Source organism: Deinococcus deserti VCD115, from assembly GCF_000020685.1.
Taxonomy (GTDB): Bacteria; Deinococcota; Deinococci; order Deinococcales; family Deinococcaceae; genus Deinococcus; species Deinococcus deserti.
Genome location: NC_012526.1, coordinates 2,761,582 through 2,777,925 on the forward strand (window position 1 = coordinate 2,761,582; position 16,344 = coordinate 2,777,925).

Annotated in this window: 17 protein-coding genes; 8 read left to right on the top strand and 9 right to left on the bottom strand. The window is 64.0% G+C overall.

The window, feature by feature from the left end:
• Positions 1-10: 10 nt before the first annotated feature.
• On the top strand, positions 11-1,405 hold the full coding sequence (gene fumC / locus DEIDE_RS13170) for a class II fumarate hydratase (RefSeq protein WP_012694461.1): 1,395 nt from the start codon (positions 11-13) through the stop codon (positions 1,403-1,405).
• 372 nt (positions 1,406-1,777) lie between these two features.
• Here the strand turns inward: fumC and DEIDE_RS13175 are convergent, their stop codons facing one another.
• Positions 1,778-3,652 carry an acetate--CoA ligase gene (locus DEIDE_RS13175; RefSeq protein ID WP_041227282.1) on the bottom strand — a complete coding sequence of 625 codons (1,875 nt, stop codon included), beginning with the start codon at positions 3,650-3,652 and terminating at the stop codon, positions 1,778-1,780.
• Between the two features lie 188 nt (positions 3,653-3,840).
• On the opposite strand from DEIDE_RS13175, the gene DEIDE_RS13180 reads away from it, so the two are divergent.
• Together DEIDE_RS13180 and DEIDE_RS13185 are read left to right on the top strand one after the other, a co-directional pair.
• Complete coding sequence (locus DEIDE_RS13180) at positions 3,841-4,026, top strand: hypothetical protein (RefSeq protein WP_041227283.1); 186 nt, start codon at positions 3,841-3,843, stop codon at positions 4,024-4,026.
• A gap of 27 nt (positions 4,027-4,053) precedes the next feature.
• Positions 4,054-4,797 carry a monofunctional DNA glycosylase gene (locus DEIDE_RS13185; protein WP_012694464.1) on the top strand — a complete coding sequence of 248 codons (744 nt, stop codon included), beginning with the start codon at positions 4,054-4,056 and terminating at the stop codon, positions 4,795-4,797.
• Positions 4,798-4,807: 10 nt separating this feature from the next.
• Here the strand turns inward: DEIDE_RS13185 and DEIDE_RS13190 are convergent, their stop codons facing one another.
• From DEIDE_RS13190 to def, 3 genes are read right to left on the bottom strand one after another with little or no spacing between them, the layout of a single operon-like run.
• Complete coding sequence (locus tag DEIDE_RS13190; protein WP_012694465.1) at positions 4,808-5,422, bottom strand: hypothetical protein; 615 nt, start codon at positions 5,420-5,422, stop codon at positions 4,808-4,810.
• 16 nt (positions 5,423-5,438) lie between these two features.
• The gene (gene fmt, locus DEIDE_RS13195; protein WP_012694466.1) at positions 5,439-6,401 is read right to left on the bottom strand and encodes a methionyl-tRNA formyltransferase; all 963 of its coding nucleotides are present in this window, start codon (positions 6,399-6,401) and stop codon (positions 5,439-5,441) included.
• Positions 6,398-7,060, bottom strand: coding sequence for a peptide deformylase (gene def, locus DEIDE_RS13200; protein WP_012694467.1), 663 nt, complete (start codon positions 7,058-7,060; stop codon positions 6,398-6,400). The genes fmt and def overlap by 4 nt, the downstream gene beginning before the upstream one ends.
• A gap of 188 nt (positions 7,061-7,248) precedes the next feature.
• Here def and DEIDE_RS13205 point away from each other — a divergent pair, with 188 nt between their 5' ends.
• From DEIDE_RS13205 to DEIDE_RS13225, 5 genes are all read left to right on the top strand, one after another.
• On the top strand, positions 7,249-8,406 hold the full coding sequence (locus DEIDE_RS13205) for a tetratricopeptide repeat protein (protein WP_012694468.1): 1,158 nt from the start codon (positions 7,249-7,251) through the stop codon (positions 8,404-8,406).
• Between the two features lie 1,362 nt (positions 8,407-9,768).
• Positions 9,769-11,676 (top strand): glycoside hydrolase family 2 protein, encoded by a 1,908-nt coding sequence (locus DEIDE_RS13210; RefSeq protein WP_012694469.1) that lies wholly within the window; start codon positions 9,769-9,771, stop codon positions 11,674-11,676.
• 93 nt (positions 11,677-11,769) lie between these two features.
• Positions 11,770-12,036 (top strand): TfoX/Sxy family protein, encoded by a 267-nt coding sequence (locus tag DEIDE_RS13215; protein WP_012694470.1) that lies wholly within the window; start codon positions 11,770-11,772, stop codon positions 12,034-12,036.
• A 75-nt stretch (positions 12,037-12,111) separates the two neighbouring features.
• On the top strand, positions 12,112-12,420 hold the full coding sequence (locus tag DEIDE_RS13220; RefSeq protein ID WP_041227284.1) for a hypothetical protein: 309 nt from the start codon (positions 12,112-12,114) through the stop codon (positions 12,418-12,420).
• Between the two features lie 7 nt (positions 12,421-12,427).
• On the top strand, positions 12,428-13,252 hold the full coding sequence (locus DEIDE_RS13225; protein ID WP_012694471.1) for an RNA polymerase sigma factor: 825 nt from the start codon (positions 12,428-12,430) through the stop codon (positions 13,250-13,252).
• A 62-nt stretch (positions 13,253-13,314) separates the two neighbouring features.
• Here DEIDE_RS13225 and DEIDE_RS13230 read toward each other — a convergent pair whose 3' ends face one another.
• The 5 genes from DEIDE_RS13230 to DEIDE_RS13250 form a co-directional block, all read right to left on the bottom strand.
• Positions 13,315-13,551, bottom strand: a complete 237-nt coding sequence (locus DEIDE_RS13230) for a hypothetical protein (protein ID WP_041227285.1) — start codon at positions 13,549-13,551, stop codon at positions 13,315-13,317.
• Positions 13,552-13,555: 4 nt separating this feature from the next.
• The gene (locus tag DEIDE_RS13235) at positions 13,556-14,401 is read right to left on the bottom strand and encodes a phytanoyl-CoA dioxygenase family protein (protein WP_012694472.1); all 846 of its coding nucleotides are present in this window, start codon (positions 14,399-14,401) and stop codon (positions 13,556-13,558) included.
• A 212-nt stretch (positions 14,402-14,613) separates the two neighbouring features.
• Positions 14,614-15,141: a macro domain-containing protein gene (locus DEIDE_RS13240; protein ID WP_012694473.1), complete on the bottom strand. Its 528-nt coding sequence runs from the start codon at positions 15,139-15,141 to the stop codon at positions 14,614-14,616.
• Positions 15,142-15,188: 47 nt separating this feature from the next.
• Positions 15,189-15,902, bottom strand: a complete 714-nt coding sequence (gene gmk, locus DEIDE_RS13245) for a guanylate kinase (protein WP_012694474.1) — start codon at positions 15,900-15,902, stop codon at positions 15,189-15,191.
• A gap of 145 nt (positions 15,903-16,047) precedes the next feature.
• A complete protein-coding gene (locus tag DEIDE_RS13250) occupies positions 16,048-16,341 on the bottom strand; it encodes an Lrp/AsnC ligand binding domain-containing protein (RefSeq protein ID WP_012694475.1) in 294 nt (97 codons plus the stop codon).
• Positions 16,342-16,344: the final 3 nt, after the last annotated feature.

Here is a 16,344-nt window from a genome sequence, read left to right on the forward strand (position 1 = left end):
CTCGGAAGGTATGACGAACTTCCGCAAAGAGTCCGACACGATGGGCACGCTGGACGTCGCCGCTGACCGGTACTGGGGCGCGCAGACCGAGCGCAGTATCCACAACTTCCCGATCGGCCGGGACACCTTCGTGTGGGGACGGCCCATCATCCGTGCGCTGGGCATCCTGAAAAAGGGCGCCGCGCAGGCCAACGCCGACCTGGGCGAACTGCCGCGCGATGTGGCCGACCTGATTGTGCAGGCCGCCGATGAAGTGATTGCCGGCAAGCTCGACGATCACTTCCCGCTGGTGGTGTTCCAGACCGGCTCGGGCACCCAGAGCAACATGAACGCCAACGAGGTCATCTCCAACCGCGCCATCGAGATTGCGGGCGGAGAGATGGGCTCCAAGAAGCCCGTGCACCCCAATGACCACGTCAACCGCGGCCAGAGCAGCAACGACACCTTCCCCACGGCCATGCACATCGCCGTGGTGCTGGAACTCAGCGAGCGGCTGTACGGCAGTGTGGGCAAACTGCGCGACACGCTGGACGCCAAGGCGCGCGAACACGCCGGACTGGTCAAGGTGGGCCGCACGCACCTGCAGGACGCCACGCCCATCACCCTGGGGCAGGAGATCGGTGGCTGGGTTGCGCAGCTCGACTACGCGCTGGCGGAAGTGCGCCACGCCGGTGAGGGCCTGCTGGACCTGGCCATCGGCGGCACGGCGGTCGGCACCGGTCTGAACGCCCACCCGCAGTTCGGCGATCTGGCCGCGCAGAAGTACAGCGAGGAAACCGGCTTTAAGTTCCGCAGCGCCGAAAACAAGTTCGCCGCCCTCAGCGCCCACGACGCCCTGGTGCAGACCAGCGCCGCCCTGCGCACGCTGGCTGGCGCCCTGATGAAGATGGCCAACGACGTGCGCTGGCTGGCCTCCGGTCCACGCAACGGTATCGGCGAGATCATCATTCCCGAGAACGAGCCCGGCAGCTCGATCATGCCCGGCAAGGTCAACCCCACCCAGAGCGAGGCCATGACCATGGTGGCCACCCGCGTGTTCGGCAACGACGCCACCGTGGCGTTTGCCGGCAGCCAGGGCAACTTCCAGCTCAACGTGTTCAAGCCCGTCATGGTGCACGCCGTGCTGGAATCCATCCGCCTGATCAGCGACGCCTGCCTGGCCTTCAACGACAACTGCGCTGTAGGCATCGAGCCGAACCTGGAGCGCATCGAGCACAACCTCAGCATCAACCTGATGCAGGTCACCGCCCTGAACAAGCACATCGGCTACGACAAGGCCGCTGCCATCGCCAAGAAGGCCCACAAGGAAGGCAGCAGCCTGAAGGACGCGGCGCTGTCACTGGGCTACGTTACCGAGGAACAGTTTGCCGAGTGGGTCGTGCCCCTCGACATGACCCACAGCTGAACACCGACCTGTCGCAGTAGTCAACGCTCGGCTGGGGCCGTCAGGACAAGACTGACGGCCCTAAGTCCTGAACCCAATCCAGCAGCGGGAGCACGCTGCTCTGGCTACCTTCACCGGAGCAGCGCTGGGAAGATGATGACCACTGGGTACATCGGCACCCTGATGGTCAGTCTCCCGAGCTGCATGTCAGTGATATATCTCAGCTTTCTATCGCTGTCCGTGACCATCAACTGGAGCAAAGTCATCCGGAGTTATAACCGCAGCGGCTGGGTCGCAGAACTGACCGGATATTCTTGACGAATACCGCATAAGGCGCTATCTTCTTTTCATCACCGCCCGAGAGGCGGATTTTTTATTTCCTGTTCTGCCCCTTCAGCCTTCCAGGGTACTCAGGTCACCCGGGTCCTGGCCCAGCGCCTGGGCGCGCAGCACCCGGCGCATGATCTTGCCGCTGCGGGTCTTGGGCAGGGTGTCGACCACCCGGATCTCGCCTGGGGTGGCAATGGGCCCGAGTTCGCGCCGGACATGCTCGGTAAGGCTGGCGCGCAGCCCGCGTCCCACCTGATCGCCAAAGCCCCGGCGCAGTATTACGTGAGCCAGGATGCTCTCCCCTTTCAGCGGGTCGGGAACGCCGATCACCGCCGCTTCGGCCACGGCCGGATGCGACACCAGGGCGTCTTCCACGTCGGCCGAACCAATCCGGTGCCCGGCGACAGAGAGCACATCGTCGGCCCGGCCCAGGATGCTGATGTAGCCGTGCTCGTCACGCAGCGCCAGATCGCCGCTGAGGTACCCGGCCGGATTCTCGTTCCAGATGGCCGCGTACTTCTCGGGGTTGCCGTGCACGCCACGCATCATGCTGGGAAAAGGACGGCGGATCACCAGGTAGCCCTGCTGGCCGTTCGGTACGGGTTCGCCGCGCTCGTCCACCACGTCAGCATCCACACCAGCCAGGAGCGGACCGGCGTATCCGGGGCGGGCTGGCCAGCTGGCATGCGTGCCCAGCGTCGGCGCGCCCAGTTCAGTCTGCCACCAGTTGTCGATCACCATGGCGTGCGCACCTTCACCCAGGCCTCCACCGATATGCTCCTGCGCCCAGCGCCACGCCTCAGGATTCAGGGCTTCACCTGCGCAGGCGATCACCCGCAGGCTGCTCAGGTCATAGGGTTTCACGACCTCGGCGCCCAGCTTCATGAACAGCCGCAGCGCGGTGGGAGCCGTAAACAGCACGTTCACGCCGTACTTCTCGATCAGCCGCCACAGCACGCCGGTATCCGGAAAGTCGGGCGCGCCCTCGCGGAACATGACGGTCGCGCCCGACACCAGCGGTCCATACACGATATAGCTGTGCCCCACGATCCAGCCGATGTCGCTGGTGCAGAAGAACACGTCTCCCGGATGCACATCGAACAGCGACTTCAGGTGGTACGACGTGCCGACCATGTACCCCGCGTGCGTATGAATGACACCCTTGGGTTTGCCGGTGCTGCCTGAGGTATACAGCACGAACAGAGGATGCTCGGCCGCGACCGGCACCGCCTCGACCTTGCCGTGCGTGAACAGATCCTCCCACGGCACCGTGCGGCTGTCGTGCTCGCGGTGAAGGGTCTTGATGCGCTCCCACAGCACCAGGTCATTCACGCCCACCAGGTCGCTGATGGCCTCGGCCGCGATGGCGTACAGATCAACGAGCTTGCCGCGCCGGTAACCGACATCCGCCGTGATTACTACCCGGGCTCCGGCATCCTGAATGCGTTCGCGCAGGGCAGTGACGCCCAGCCCGGCGTACACCACGCTGTGCACCGCACCAATACGCGCGCAGGCCAGCATGGCAATCACTCCCTCCGGGGTCAGTGGCATATAGATCACCACCCGGTCACCGGACTGCACGCCCAGCGCCCTCAACCCGGCCGCCGCACGGGACACCCGGTCGTGCAGGGTGCCGTAGGTGTAGATCTGCACCTGCTCATCTTCCGAAACCCAGATCAGCGCGGCGCGGGTGCGGGTCTCGCCCTGGGCGTGACGGTCCAGGGCGTTCAGGGTGATGTTCGTCTCGCCGTCCTCGAACCAGGCCATTTCGGGTCGGTTCCAGGTCAGACCTGTTGTTGGCATCCGGGTCCATTCATAGGTGGCTGCCTGCGACAGCCAGAAGGCATCCGGGTCCAGGCGGGCCTGCCGGATATCCTCATCGGGACGGGCACGCAGGCGCTCAAGCACACTCTGTGGCGGAGGAATACGGTCAGTCATGAGGCAGCCACCTCCTGGCGGGGCCGAAAGACGAAGGCATGGTTGCCTACAGTGTAAGGGCGGAAGTAAAGAGCTCACCGGTCCCGCCTGCAATATCAGGGTCCCGGGAACTCATGTGCGCTGCGACCGATAAACTTCCCTTTACGCCCTTCTCGTGAAGCGCCCGGTCCATGCAGGCAAGCTGAGGCATGACTGACGACCAGAAGAAGCCCCAGGGCCATGATCCCGCTGAGCAGTCACCTGCCGAGGGCCAGAGCCACGCCATCCCAGACGCCGCCCAGGGCAAGAATCCTGGTGTGGACCCCGCAGCCAAGGGCGCGCCCGCAGAGGGTGGCCGCGACGAGGTTGAAGGCAGCTCCACGCCCGGGCAGTAAGCCCCGCCTGGCCTTCGAACGGCGCCCATGTCTGAGTCACCGGTCCTGAATGTGGTCCGCCCGGCCCCGGAGCGGGCCGAACTGTTGCAGTGGATGTACGCCAGACTCCGCGACGAGTACGGCGAGAAACCGTTAGAGCCCCGGCGTGACCCGATGCACGAGCTGATCAGCACGATCCTCTCGCAGCGCACCAACTGGCGCGACGAGGACGCCGCGTATCAGGAGCTGCGTACCCTGGGAGACTGGGACGCCATTATTGCGGCGCCTACCGAAGCAGTCGCACACGCAATCCGCCGCAGCAACTACCCGGAGAGCAAAGCCCCGCGCATTCAGGCCACGCTGCGCGCCATCCGTGACGCTCCCGGAGGCTACAACCTGGATTTCCTACGCGAACTGCCGGTGAAAGACGCCCTGAAATGGCTCACCGACCTGCCGGGAGTGGGCATCAAGACAGCGAGCCTGGTGCTGCTGTTCAATTACGCCCGGCCGGTCTTCCCGGTGGATACCCACGTGCACCGGGTCAACACCCGGGTCGGAACCATTCCCCGCATGGGCGAACAGGCCGCCCACCGGGCGCTGCTGGGGCTGCTGCCCCCCGACCCTCCTCTGCTGTACGAACTGCACATCAACCTGCTGAAACACGGCCAGAAGGTCTGTACCTGGAGCCGTCCCCGTTGCCTTCAGTGCGTGCTGCGGGAGCGCTGCGACGCCTTTGCCCTTTATGGAGACCGGGTGCCCAGCTTCAGCGAGAAAGCCCCGCCCTCAGCCTGAGGCATTCCGGTCACCCCCGTTCGCGCTCGCGCAGCACCAGCTGAATCAGCCCCAGGAGTACAAGTTCCTCGTCCTGCGGCTGACCGGGGCGCAGTTCCTCTACCGTGAAGCGGCGTGCCAGCAGGCTGCGCTTCTTGTGCACGCGGTAGGCCGGCTGTCCGCCTGCGTCGGCAACGGTATAGGTGGGATTCACAAAGTAATCGAAGGCCATGGCCACCAGGTCTCCGACCAGCGGCACCGCACCAATCAGACCTTCTACAGCACTCATCCAGGGATTGTCATCGCGGATGGTGAAGCGGACTTCGTCCTGTGGTCCCAGCAGCTCGTAACTGGCGGCCCACAGCGTGCGAACCCCCTGCGCCTGAAGAGCTCCGACTTCGCTGCCGTCCACCCGGCGCAGCTCGCGGCGGGCGCGCCAGTCCAGCGCTCCGGCCATCAGGCCCCGTGCCCGCATGGCGTGGGTCTGCACCCGGCGCTCCTCGTCCGCGTAGACGCGCACCTCGTCGCGGATGCTGAAGGTCTTTTCCTTGACCACCGCGATCAGCCTGCCGCCGGCGTCAGTGACGCGCAGTTCGGTAAACAGGCTGAATTTAAAATCGATGTTCAGCGGAAAAACCGGATTCATGCCTTGAAGTATGCGCTCAGGCCCGCTGCGGTTCCCACAGGTCAAAGCGTGCGCCTGCTCCTACGCCCGCCGACTGCGCCCAGACGACGGCAGGCTGCGCCTTGCGGGCCTCGGGCTGCACAGTCTCAATCTGCACGGCGCCGCTGCCGGCGGCCACCACCAGACCCGCTTCGTCTGCCCGCAGCACTTCGCCGGGCTGACCGTGTCCCTGCGTGGGGCTCAGGCCACCCAGCTTGAGGCGCGCTCCTCCCAGAAACGCGGTTGTCTGCGGCCAGGCCGCTACACCGCGAAAACGGTTGACCACTGCCTGGGCCGGGTCGCTCCAGCGCACAAAGCCGTCCTCCTTGACCAGCATGGGGGCGTGGGTCGCCTGAGCTTCATCCTGGGCAGTAGGTGTCAGGGTGTCCAGTTCTTCCAGCGCCTGCACGATCAGCCCGGCGGCCTGCGTCGCCAGGGCGTCCGCCAGTTCCAGGCTGGTCCAGGCAGGCTCGATGGGCAGTTCCCGTTGCAGCAGGACCGGACCGGTGTCCATTCCCTCGTCGGTCTGCATGATGGTCGTGCCGGTCACCGTTTCGCCCGCAATCAGGGCCCACTGGATAGGCGCCGCGCCCCGGTAGCGGGGCAGCAGGCTGGTGTGGGTATTCAGAAAGCCGTAGCGCGGCACGGAAAGCAGCGAAGCCGGCAGAATCTTGCCGTACGCACAGGTCACCGCCACATCTGCGCCCGAATCCCGCAGAGTGGCTTCAAACGCGGCGTTTCCACGCACTTTCCCAGGTTGGGCCAGTAACAACCCCAGTTCGGTGGCGCGGGCGGCCACCGGGGGCGGCGTCAGCTTTAGGCCCCGGCCGACCGGCTTGTCGGGCTGGGCCACCACCAGCACCACTTCGAAACGCTCACGAATGGCGTCCAGCACAGGCAGAGCAAAGGCGGGGGAGCCAAAAAAGGCCACGCGCGGCCTGCCCGGCTGCGCCGCCGTCAAGATCCGCGCTCCTGGCGGCGCTGCCCTTCGCGCACTGTCAGGTCACTCAGGTACTGCTTGGCCTTGCGCTGCATGGCCAGCAGCTCGCGGCGGTAATCCTCGGTCACCTCAGGCGGCAGGCGGTCCAGAAAAAAGATGCCGTCCAGGTGGTCAGCTTCATGCTGAAACACACGCGCAAGGTAGTCATCGGCCTGAATGGTCCGCTGGGCGCCGTCCAGGTCGGTGTAGCGCACTTGGATGGCCCGGGCACGTGACACCCCCTCCTCGTAGATGCCCGGAATACTCAGGCACCCTTCCTGGTAGGATCGGTCTTTTTTCTTGTCCAGTACGCTCAGCACCGGGTTGAGCATCACGAACTCGCGCAGCACCCGCGATTTGAGGGGAGTGTCCTGACCCTCGTTCTCTTCCTCGTCGTCCTCGTATTCGACGGCCACGAACATGCGCACCGGCAGCCCCACCTGCGGCGCCGCCAGCCCCACGCCACGGGCCTCGAACATGGTCTCGAGCATGGTGTCAGCCACCTGACGTACGGTCTGGGGGTCAAAGCCGGGCACGGTCAGCATGTCGGTGTGCTGCAGGGGCCGGGCCTTTCGGCGCAACACCGGGTCGCCGTACAGGCGGATGGGATAGATGCGTGGAGAGTCGCTGAGAGCCGTCACAATACCCCGTTTTACCAGAGGCCCGCCATGCACGCCCAGGACAGAGGACGCAATGAGCGACAGGAACGGTCCACTTACGGCTCCTCTCACGCCCTCCCCACCCCCACAACCGAACATCAGCCCCGAAGGTCCTGCACACAATCACGGCCACCGTCGTCCTACCCCACGTTCCCGAATGGAGGTTCCCCATGACCCGAAACGTCCTGACCATGACTGCCCTGCTGATCTCGTCCCTGACGCCTGCGCTGGCCCAGACAGCCCCAGCGTCCCCGCCCTCAGTCTCCACCGTGGCGGCACAACCGGCCTCTGGACTGGCCGCCGAGGCCCGCGCGCTGGCGGAGCGCGCCCGCGCCACCTACCCCAAAGGCAGCGCCAGCATCGACCAGACGCTGTGGAAACAGGCAGCGGCGGCGGCTGAGGCTGCGGTCAGTGCCGAACCCACCAACGCGGAGTACCTGAAGCTTCGCGCGCAGATCTATACCGAGGTGGGCTTCTGGCGGCAGGCAGAACTGAGCTGGGCCGCCTATTTCCGCGTGGCACCAGCCCAGGGGGTCACTCCGGAAACGCGCCAGGCCGCTGACGTGCAGTACAACCTGGGTTACGCCGCCTACACCCGCAACCAGCCAAGCGAGGCAGCGCGGTTTTTTGCGGCCTGCCTGCAACTTGATCCGGCCAGCGTGCCGTGCACCACGTGGGCCGCCCGCACTGCCCTGGAGGCCGGCAACTATGCCCAGGCCCAGACCCTGTACGCCAGCGCACTGCGGCTCAATCCTGGAGACAAGACCCTGAGCTACTTCCAGACGGTGGCCCAGAACGCCAGCCGCTACGGTCCCGCTGCCACCCGCGCTTTCAGCCGGGCGTACGCGGACGTGGAAGCTGGGAAGAAGGCGCAGGCACTGGCGGGATTTCAGGAGGCGGCGCGCAGTGCCCCCAACTTCCTGGAAGCGCAGCGTGAGGCTGGGCGCCTTGCCCTGGAGCTGGGCAACGCCGAGGTCGCACTTGCCGCCTTCCAGAAAGCCGCGAGTCTTCCGGGAGCCACGGCGGCTGACCGCTATAACCTGTCTCTGGCACAAGAAGGGCAGCAGTATGGTCTGGAGGCCGTGCGAACCTTCCGCGAGGCCTACGCCCGGTATACGGCCGGTAATAAGGCGGCGGCCGAACAGGGGTTTCAGGCTGCAACCAGCCGAAATCCGAACTACGCCAAGGCCTGGGCCTGGCTGGGCCGGGTCCGCTATGAAGCCAAGAATTTCCAGGCGGCGGCCGAAGCATATGGCCGAGCTGTGCAACTTGATCCTGGTGACAAGTCCAGCGCGTACTTCCTGCGTCTGGCACAACAGGGCAAGTAGCTACCGTGATGGCCAGAGGCTGGGCAAGTCCACCCTTTCCCGGTGACACCAGAACCTTTCCGTTTTGAGAACACTGTCCATGAGTGCGTGGTGTTCGGGGAAGGAACGGAACATCCGGCGCAGGTGTCACCCTCCCAAGTACACGAGCCTTTTGCCACATATTTTGCAGCGCCCAGACAGGCGGCGTGGCATGGTAATCCGATGAAACACGACTGGCTGCAGCTGACCTCGCATGCCCTTATGGCCGTGCTGACCCTGGGCACTCTGGCTCTGCTGGTTTACGCCTTCGTCTGAAGTTTCTGATCTTTATGCCCGTCTGACGCGTTCAGGCGGGCAATTCGTATATGTGCCCTGTAAGCACCTTCCAAGCCGGACGCCGGTCAACTGCCGGGTCCAGGAAAACAGACGGCGGAACAGCAGATGTAAGGAGCGCCGGGGTTCAGGGTACGGTTTGACGTGAGCGCTGGCGCCCTGAGCAGGCTGGTCACCAGCGGCCTACACGTACACATGGACCGCACTCCAGCCTCCCGCTTTCAGGTTCCTGTTGCAGGCGCTCCAGGGTCGAACGTATCGCCTGAATCTTCCCTAGCGGCTGAAAGAAGAGCAGCAAGAGCCTGGGATGCTCTTGCTGCCTGAGGTGCGGGTGACTGGCCTTGAACCGGTCCGGGACCCTGGATCTGGCCCGCTCGCACGTCCGTTTTTCAGAAGGTGGACGTCCCCCTTCGCTCCTGGAGAGGACAGAAGTATGCCGCGCTCCACTGCACAGCAGATGGGGAAAAGGTCAGGAGAGTTTCAGCTTTTCTGCTCTGGCGATGAGAAGACTGCCAATGCAAGCTGTGGCTCCTGCAGCCTCCACACTGTGCCGGGCCTTGCAGGCAAGGCCCGCCGGCATTCCGTTACGCCACTGTGCTTACAGAGGGCACGGTCAACGCGATCCAGCCATACAATCCAGACTATGCAAAAAAGCCGCCTTCGAAGGCGGCCTTGATTTCTTTAATATAAAACGGTATTCACTCCACGTCAATAGCAGCAATCGGGTACCAGGGAGAAGCTGGAAAATCACGGTCTGAACGTCAGTTTCCAGGGCATCCGCAGCGCCCGCCTGATGTAGGCCAGTGCCGGGTATACATGCCACTGACAGGCGCAGCTGGAAACACCGCCCCAGAAAGGGCAACGATCAGCGCTGCGCAGTGAATCCCGTACTTCATCACTCGCGGCACGAAATTCTTAGGAAGAACAGGTGTTCAATGCAGCCTGAAGGGCCACCGAAGGGAACGCCAGACAGTGCAGGCTGCCTGAACAGTGTCCCATAGAACAAGAAGAACTTCGTTGGTAATGGACAAAACCCCGAGGAAACCAGATATGAGCGAACCTTCCCAAGACCGCACGCCCACCTCTTCTGACACGCGCCTACACCCCCGCCCGCAATTGACCCGCGACCACTGGCAGGACCTGAATGGCGTCTGGGGCTTTGCCCACGATGACGCGGATATCGGCCTCAGCGAGCGCTGGTTCGAGCGCCCCGAAGCCTTTGATCAGGAGATTATCGTGCCCTACCCCCCGGAAAGCCGGGCCAGCGGCCTGCGGGCCACCGGATACCACCCAGTGGTGTGGTATCGCCGGACCGTCGACCTGCTGCCCAAGGACCGGGAAGGCAGGGTCCTGCTGCATTTCGGTGCGGTGGACTACCGCGCGAGGGTATGGGTCAACGGACAACTGGTGGCTGAGCACGAAGGCGGGCACACGCCGTTTACTGCCGACATTACCCTTGCCCTGGTTCCCGGGGAATCGCAGGTCATCGTGGTCCGCGCCGAAGACGACCCTCTGGATATGGCCCAGCCCCGCGGCAAGCAGGACTGGGAGCGCGAGCCCCACGCCATCTGGTACCACCGCACCACAGGGATCTGGCAGCCGGTGTGGCTGGAGGTTGTACCAGACACCTTTATCCAGTCCATCCGCTGGACACCTGATGTCGAACGCAGCCGACTGGGATTCCAGCTGCGTCTGAACAAGGCGCCCACACGTGATCTGCGGGTCCGGGTACAGCTGAGCCTGAAGGGAACGCGCCTTGCCGACGACACCTACACCCTGGACTCCCAGAACCTGCTGCGGGACATCGACATCCGCTCCATGCACTTCAAGGATGAGCGCAGTGATCTGCTGTGGACTCCCCGGCACCCCAACCTGATTGATGCCCGGATCACCCTGCTGGATGACGGGATTCTGGACGAGGTGGGCAGCTACGCCGGCATGCGCAGCGTGGACGTACGGGACGGCCGGTTCCAGCTCAACGGCCGGGCCTATTACCTGCGCATGGTTCTGGGACAGAATTACTGGCCCGAATCCCACCTTGCAGCGCCCAGCGAGGAAGCGCTGCGGCGCGAGGTCGAACTGGTCAAGGAACTTGGCTTTAACGGCATCCGCATCCATCAGAAAGTTGAAGATCCGCGCTTTCTATACTGGTGTGACCGGCTGGGGCTGGTGGTCTGGGGCGAAATGGCCAACGCCTATATTTTCACCCCTGAAGCGCAGCGCCGGCTGACCCGCGAGTGGCAGGACGTGCTCGAGCGCGATTACAGCCATCCCTGCGTGGTCACGTGGGTACCGGTCAACGAAAGCTGGGGGGTCCCCAACCTGGAAGGTGACCGGGCTCAACGCTCGTTTGTCCGCGGGCTGTATCACCTCACGGCGGCGCTGGACCCGACCCGTCCGGTGATCGGCAACGACGGCTGGGAAATTGTTGAGGGCGACATTCTGGGAGTTCACGACTACGCCCTGGACGGCGCGACTCTCCGCGAGCGTTACAGCTCGTCTGAGGCCCTGGAGCACACGCTGGCTTCGGTGCAGCCGGCGCGGCGCAATTTCTACCTGGCCGGGCACCACCGCAAGGGTGAGCCGGTCATGCTCACGGAATTTGGCGGCCTCAGTCACGCGCCGGCCGATTCGGACCGCTGGTGGGGCTACGGGACCCTGCCCGACACCGACACCCTGCTCAGCAGTTACGAGGACCTTCTTAACGCGGTGCTCGACAGTCCGGTCATCGCCGGTTTCTGTTACACCCAGCTGACCGACACCGAGCAGGAGACCAACGGCCTGCTGCGAGAGGACCGCACGCCGAAACTGGATATGGAGCGCGTCCGCGCGATCACCACCCGGGTTTCCAGGGCCGTGCAGCATGATGTATTGCAGGAAATCCATGCGCTGGCCGACGAACGCCGCCGCGAGCAGCTGCGGGCTCAGGAGTCTGCGCCGGTTCATGCAGAAGACTGAGGTGTTTATGCCCTTCGTCTAAGCACTCGGAACGAGACACCTCAGCCTGCAGCGTTGTGAGCCGTCACCCTGTCATTTCAGTACGCTGGGAACATGTCTGTCCCGGACTCGGCGTCTGTTGCACTTCTCCTGAACCTTGGCGACAAGAGTGCCAGGATGCTTTCCTCGGTTGGCATTCATACCGTGGGTGAACTGCGCGCTGTCGGGCCAGTTGAGGCGTACCAGCGCTTACAGGTCATGGGTGAACGGCCCTCGCTGACGCTGCTGTGGGCCATGGTGGCGGGCCTGCGTGGCGAGCACTGGAACACGCTCGGCCACAAGGAAAAACTATCGCTTCAAAGACAACTGACCACAGAGTGACCCCCGGCTGTCACACTCCCCTCCTGCCAGGCCTCTAAAGAAACGAACGGCCTGCGGCCCGTTCAGGAGGTCATCATGCACGAATCCCTGGAACTTACCCGTTTCACTGTCCACCCTGGCGCCGAAGCCGCCTTTCTCAGCGGACGAGACGCTGCGATGCGTGCACTCAGCAAACGCTTTCCTGGGCTGCTGGACGCAACGCTCGTGCGGCTGAGCAGCGGCGAGTACCTCGATTCCGTCCGCTGGGCAAGCCACGACGAGGCCCAGCACGCAATGGAAGGAGCCATGGCTCTGCCCGAGGTGGCTGCCTGGTTCATACACATCAGCGAAGTGCATTCCATGGAGCACGCGAGCGTTCTGCATGTCCTGCGCGAAGTACGCTGAGGTGACCGTGGACCTCAATGCCCTCGCCCATCTTGCCGCGCAAGGCGACCGCGCTGCTCTGGAACGCCTGTGCCTGGAAGTACGCGATCCAATCTATCGGCTAGCCCTGCGGACCCTGGGTTCGCCCCACGATGCAGAAGACGCCGCACAGGAGATTCTGATCCAGGTAGTGACCCACCTCGGCCAGTTTCAGGGCCGCGCGCAGCTCATGACCTGGGTCTATACCATCGCCACACGTTCTCTGCTGCGTACCCGGCGCCGTGCCGCAGAGGACCAGGTGCGCGGCGCCGAGCCGTTTGCACAGTGGCTTGACTCCCACCTCGCAGATCCCGCATACGGCCCGGCAGAAAAAGCTGAGTTGCATCTTCTGGAAGAAGAGTGCCGCCTGGCTTGCACCCAGGGCATGCTGCTGTGCCTGACGAGAGAGCACCGCATTGCTCTGCTTCTGGGTGACGTGCTGAAGCTGAGTGATCGGGAAGGCGCGCAGATCTGCGAGGTGAGCCGCGCGACATTCCGCCAGCGTCTGGCGCGGGCCCGCAAAACGATTCGGCTCATCATTGGCAAGCGCTGCGGTCTGGTGGACCCAGGCAACTCCTGCTCCTGTTCACGGCAGATCGGTGCCTGTGTTCAGGCAGGGATCATGGACCCGCAGAGGCCTGTTTTTGCACATTTACCTCGTGTAGGTCTGACAAATGGGATGACCCTGACCCGCGGAGCAAGCCAGCTGAACGAACTTGAGCGTTTTGCAGAGTTGATTGGAAGCGAGGGCTTTCAGGCGCCCGAATCGGTGTGGGCACAGGTGCGTCTCAAGGCACCGGATCTGGTGACCTGAAGGAGAGGCCGCTGCCGACTTCGCAGCGGCCTCTCCTGACGACGATCACCGGCCAACCGCTGCTAGGCGCGCGCCAGGAGCTTCATCCGGACCTCGTTGGTATCGTCCAGCCTCTCGGTGACGGCCACCCGGAAGCGCACGCCATCATGCATTTCCAATATGGCCTCCGCACCCTCGCTGATGTCCGGCGCCCCGTTCAGCGACACCCGCATCAGCCCCCGGCCACCTTCCAGGGCTTCTATCCGCCCCGGTACGGCTATATCTCCAAAAAACGCCGTGACGCTGTTGAACTCTCGCATGGGTTCAGGCGTCGCCCATCATGAGGCCCTCGATGGTGTGCCCCTGCATGATGGGTTCAAGCTCATCCACCACCCGGCAGATCAGGTGATCCTTGACCTCCTGCGGCAACTGCTCGTAATACGCCCGCGTGAACTGCAGGTCGTGCTTCTCGTCGTGCCCAGCGCCAGGCGCGTCCACGCCCAGCACCAGTACAGGGCGGGGCTTGTTGCTGACATTCGCCGTACCGCGGTGAATGGTCAGGGCACTGCGGGCCGAAATGTCGCCCATCTTGGGCAGCTTGCGCTGCGCCAGGGCGTGATACCGCGGGAACAGCGACACCGGCGGGAACATGCCGTGGTCGTACTCGCTGGGGTCATCCCACTGGGTCCCCGGAGCGATTTCGAACGGCCCCATGTCTTCTTCGACATCCACCGTGGTCAGGTTGAATGCCAGCGAGTTCAGGCGGCGGTCCACCAGTGTCTCGGAGGTGGCCGGGAAATCGCGGTGCCAGGGCTGATCCTTGGCCCCCGGATTGGGCACGTCGAAGCCGATCTCGACGATCTTGTAGTTCGGACCCAGCACGCTGGTGCACACGGCCACGATCCACGGATGGGTCACCAGATCCAGAAAGCCGCTGATGTCCTCGGGGTGAATCTCCACATAGTGCCGGTTGGTCCCGCGCCCGACGGCGCCGCCCGGACGGGCCAGAGCTGCTGTGTACAGTTCCGGAAGTTCGCGGCCAAGCTGCGCGACCCACTCCCGGGAAAAGGCTCCCTTGAGGCCGATAATGCCGTCTCCGTAAATGCCTGCCATGATGGAAGGCACGTCGTACTGCTCTTGCACGGGCTTCGTTGCACTGCTGAGCGTCATAAATTCCTCCGGGGGCAAGGCCGGCGGTGCGGCCAGGGTACAGGCTCGTTCAGGTCTTCAAACAGTAGTTCTTCCATAATCGGGCACTATCGTGAGGGACATTGGAGACCAGGTCTTGATTAGGGGACGAAGGTCGGTGTGATCTGGGGCCTGAACCCACCAACTGACATCTCCTGAGCCTGAACAGGAACACCTGACCTCACACGGGCATTTCAGCCGTTCTCCTGTCCAGCTTGCCGGAGCGCCTCCTGGAAGACCTGCAGGTTCTGGCTGCCGTACAGCACCATACGGACCGTCATCTGGGGATGGGTCCGCAGGAAATCCTGGATTGTCCCCAGGGCAACCTCAGCAGCCAGTTCGGGCGGATAGCCGTACACCCCGGTACTGATGGAAGGGAACGCCACCGACGAACACCCGTGCTCGGCGGCCAGCTCCAGGCTGCGCTGGTAGGCCCGGGCCAGCAGGGCGGGCTCGCCGGCGTTCCCGCCCTTCCAGACCGGGCCTACGGCATGAATGACAAAGCGCACGCCCTGTTCTTCCAGCCGGAACGCGGGGGTAATCACGGCCGTTCCGGTGGGCGTGCCCCCGATCTGGCGAATGGCACGTAACAGTTCAGGGCCTGCAGCTCGGTGGATGGCGCCGTCTACCCCACCGCCGCCGACGAGTTCCTTATTGGCAGCCGTGACCACCGCGCAGGTCTGCTGCGCGGCGATATCTCCCTGAATCAGTTCGAGTGGCATGCCCGAAGGCTACGCGGCTTTTACCCTGGCGTGCCTGCCAGGAAGGTTCAGGAATTCACCACGTGCAGCAGATCGGCCTCGCTGAGTGCGTCACTGCGGACCTGTGCAGCGCGCTCCACAGCGGCGCGGTCCTCAGGCGTCCAGCTGCTCTCTGGACGCTGCCGCGCCCGTTCGGCACCCTGCACAGCCTCGAGCTCCTGCACCGCACGGTTCAGGTCATCGTTGACAATCACGTAGCGGAAGGCGTGCGCGTGCATGATTTCCTCGCGGGCACGGGCCAGACGTTTCTCGATCCGTTCGGGCGTTTCGGTCGCGCGGCCTTCCAGGCGCCGGCGCAGCTCGGTCAGGCTCGGCGGCATGATGAACACCAGAATGGCCTCGTCGCCCATACGGTCACGAACCTGCATGGCGCCCTCGACCTCAATTTCCAGAATGACGTCCTGGCCCCGGCTCAGCGCCGCCTCGATAGGTTCTACCGGGGTGCCGTAATGGTTGCCCACGAACGAGGCATGCTCCAGAAATCCACCCTGCTGAACCTTCTGTTCAAAGGCGTCGGCGCTGACAAAGATGTAGTCCACGCCGTCCACTTCTCCCGGGCGGGCCTCCCGGGTAGTCCAGGAGGTGCTGTAAAAGACGTCCTGGTCACGCAGCCACAGCTCCCGCAGGGTGCCCTTGCCCACGCCGGACGCGCCGGTCATCACGATCAGCAGGCCGCGGGGCGGAGCGGTGGGTTCAACGGGAGTGGTGTGGGCCTCAGACATCATCGGGTCCACCATACCCGCCTGTGGCCCCTGGAGGCAAAGGCCCGGACATTTATTGAAAGGTGTTGCTGGCAGGGCGGCCCCTTGCGGTTCAGCGACGCCAGTTCCTGATGCGACTTGAGCAACGACACCTGCTCGAGACTGCTTACCTCTGCTGGCTTTCGTCCAGGCCCACGCCGAAGCCCTGATCAAGCAGGTCCTCGCTGTAGGTACGGAAAGCCAACATGGTCTGGGTCCGGATGATACCGGCGACCTTGCGCAGATGTCCGGTAACCACATCATCGAGATCGTCGTAGCGGGCCAGTTTCAGAATGGCGACAATGTCCCACTCGCCGGTCACGCTGTAGACCTCACGGACGCTGGGCACACCGGCCAGAGCTTCGGCAGTTTCCGGAATGCGGTGGCGTTCGGCCTGGACCAACACGATTGCAGTGACCATGTC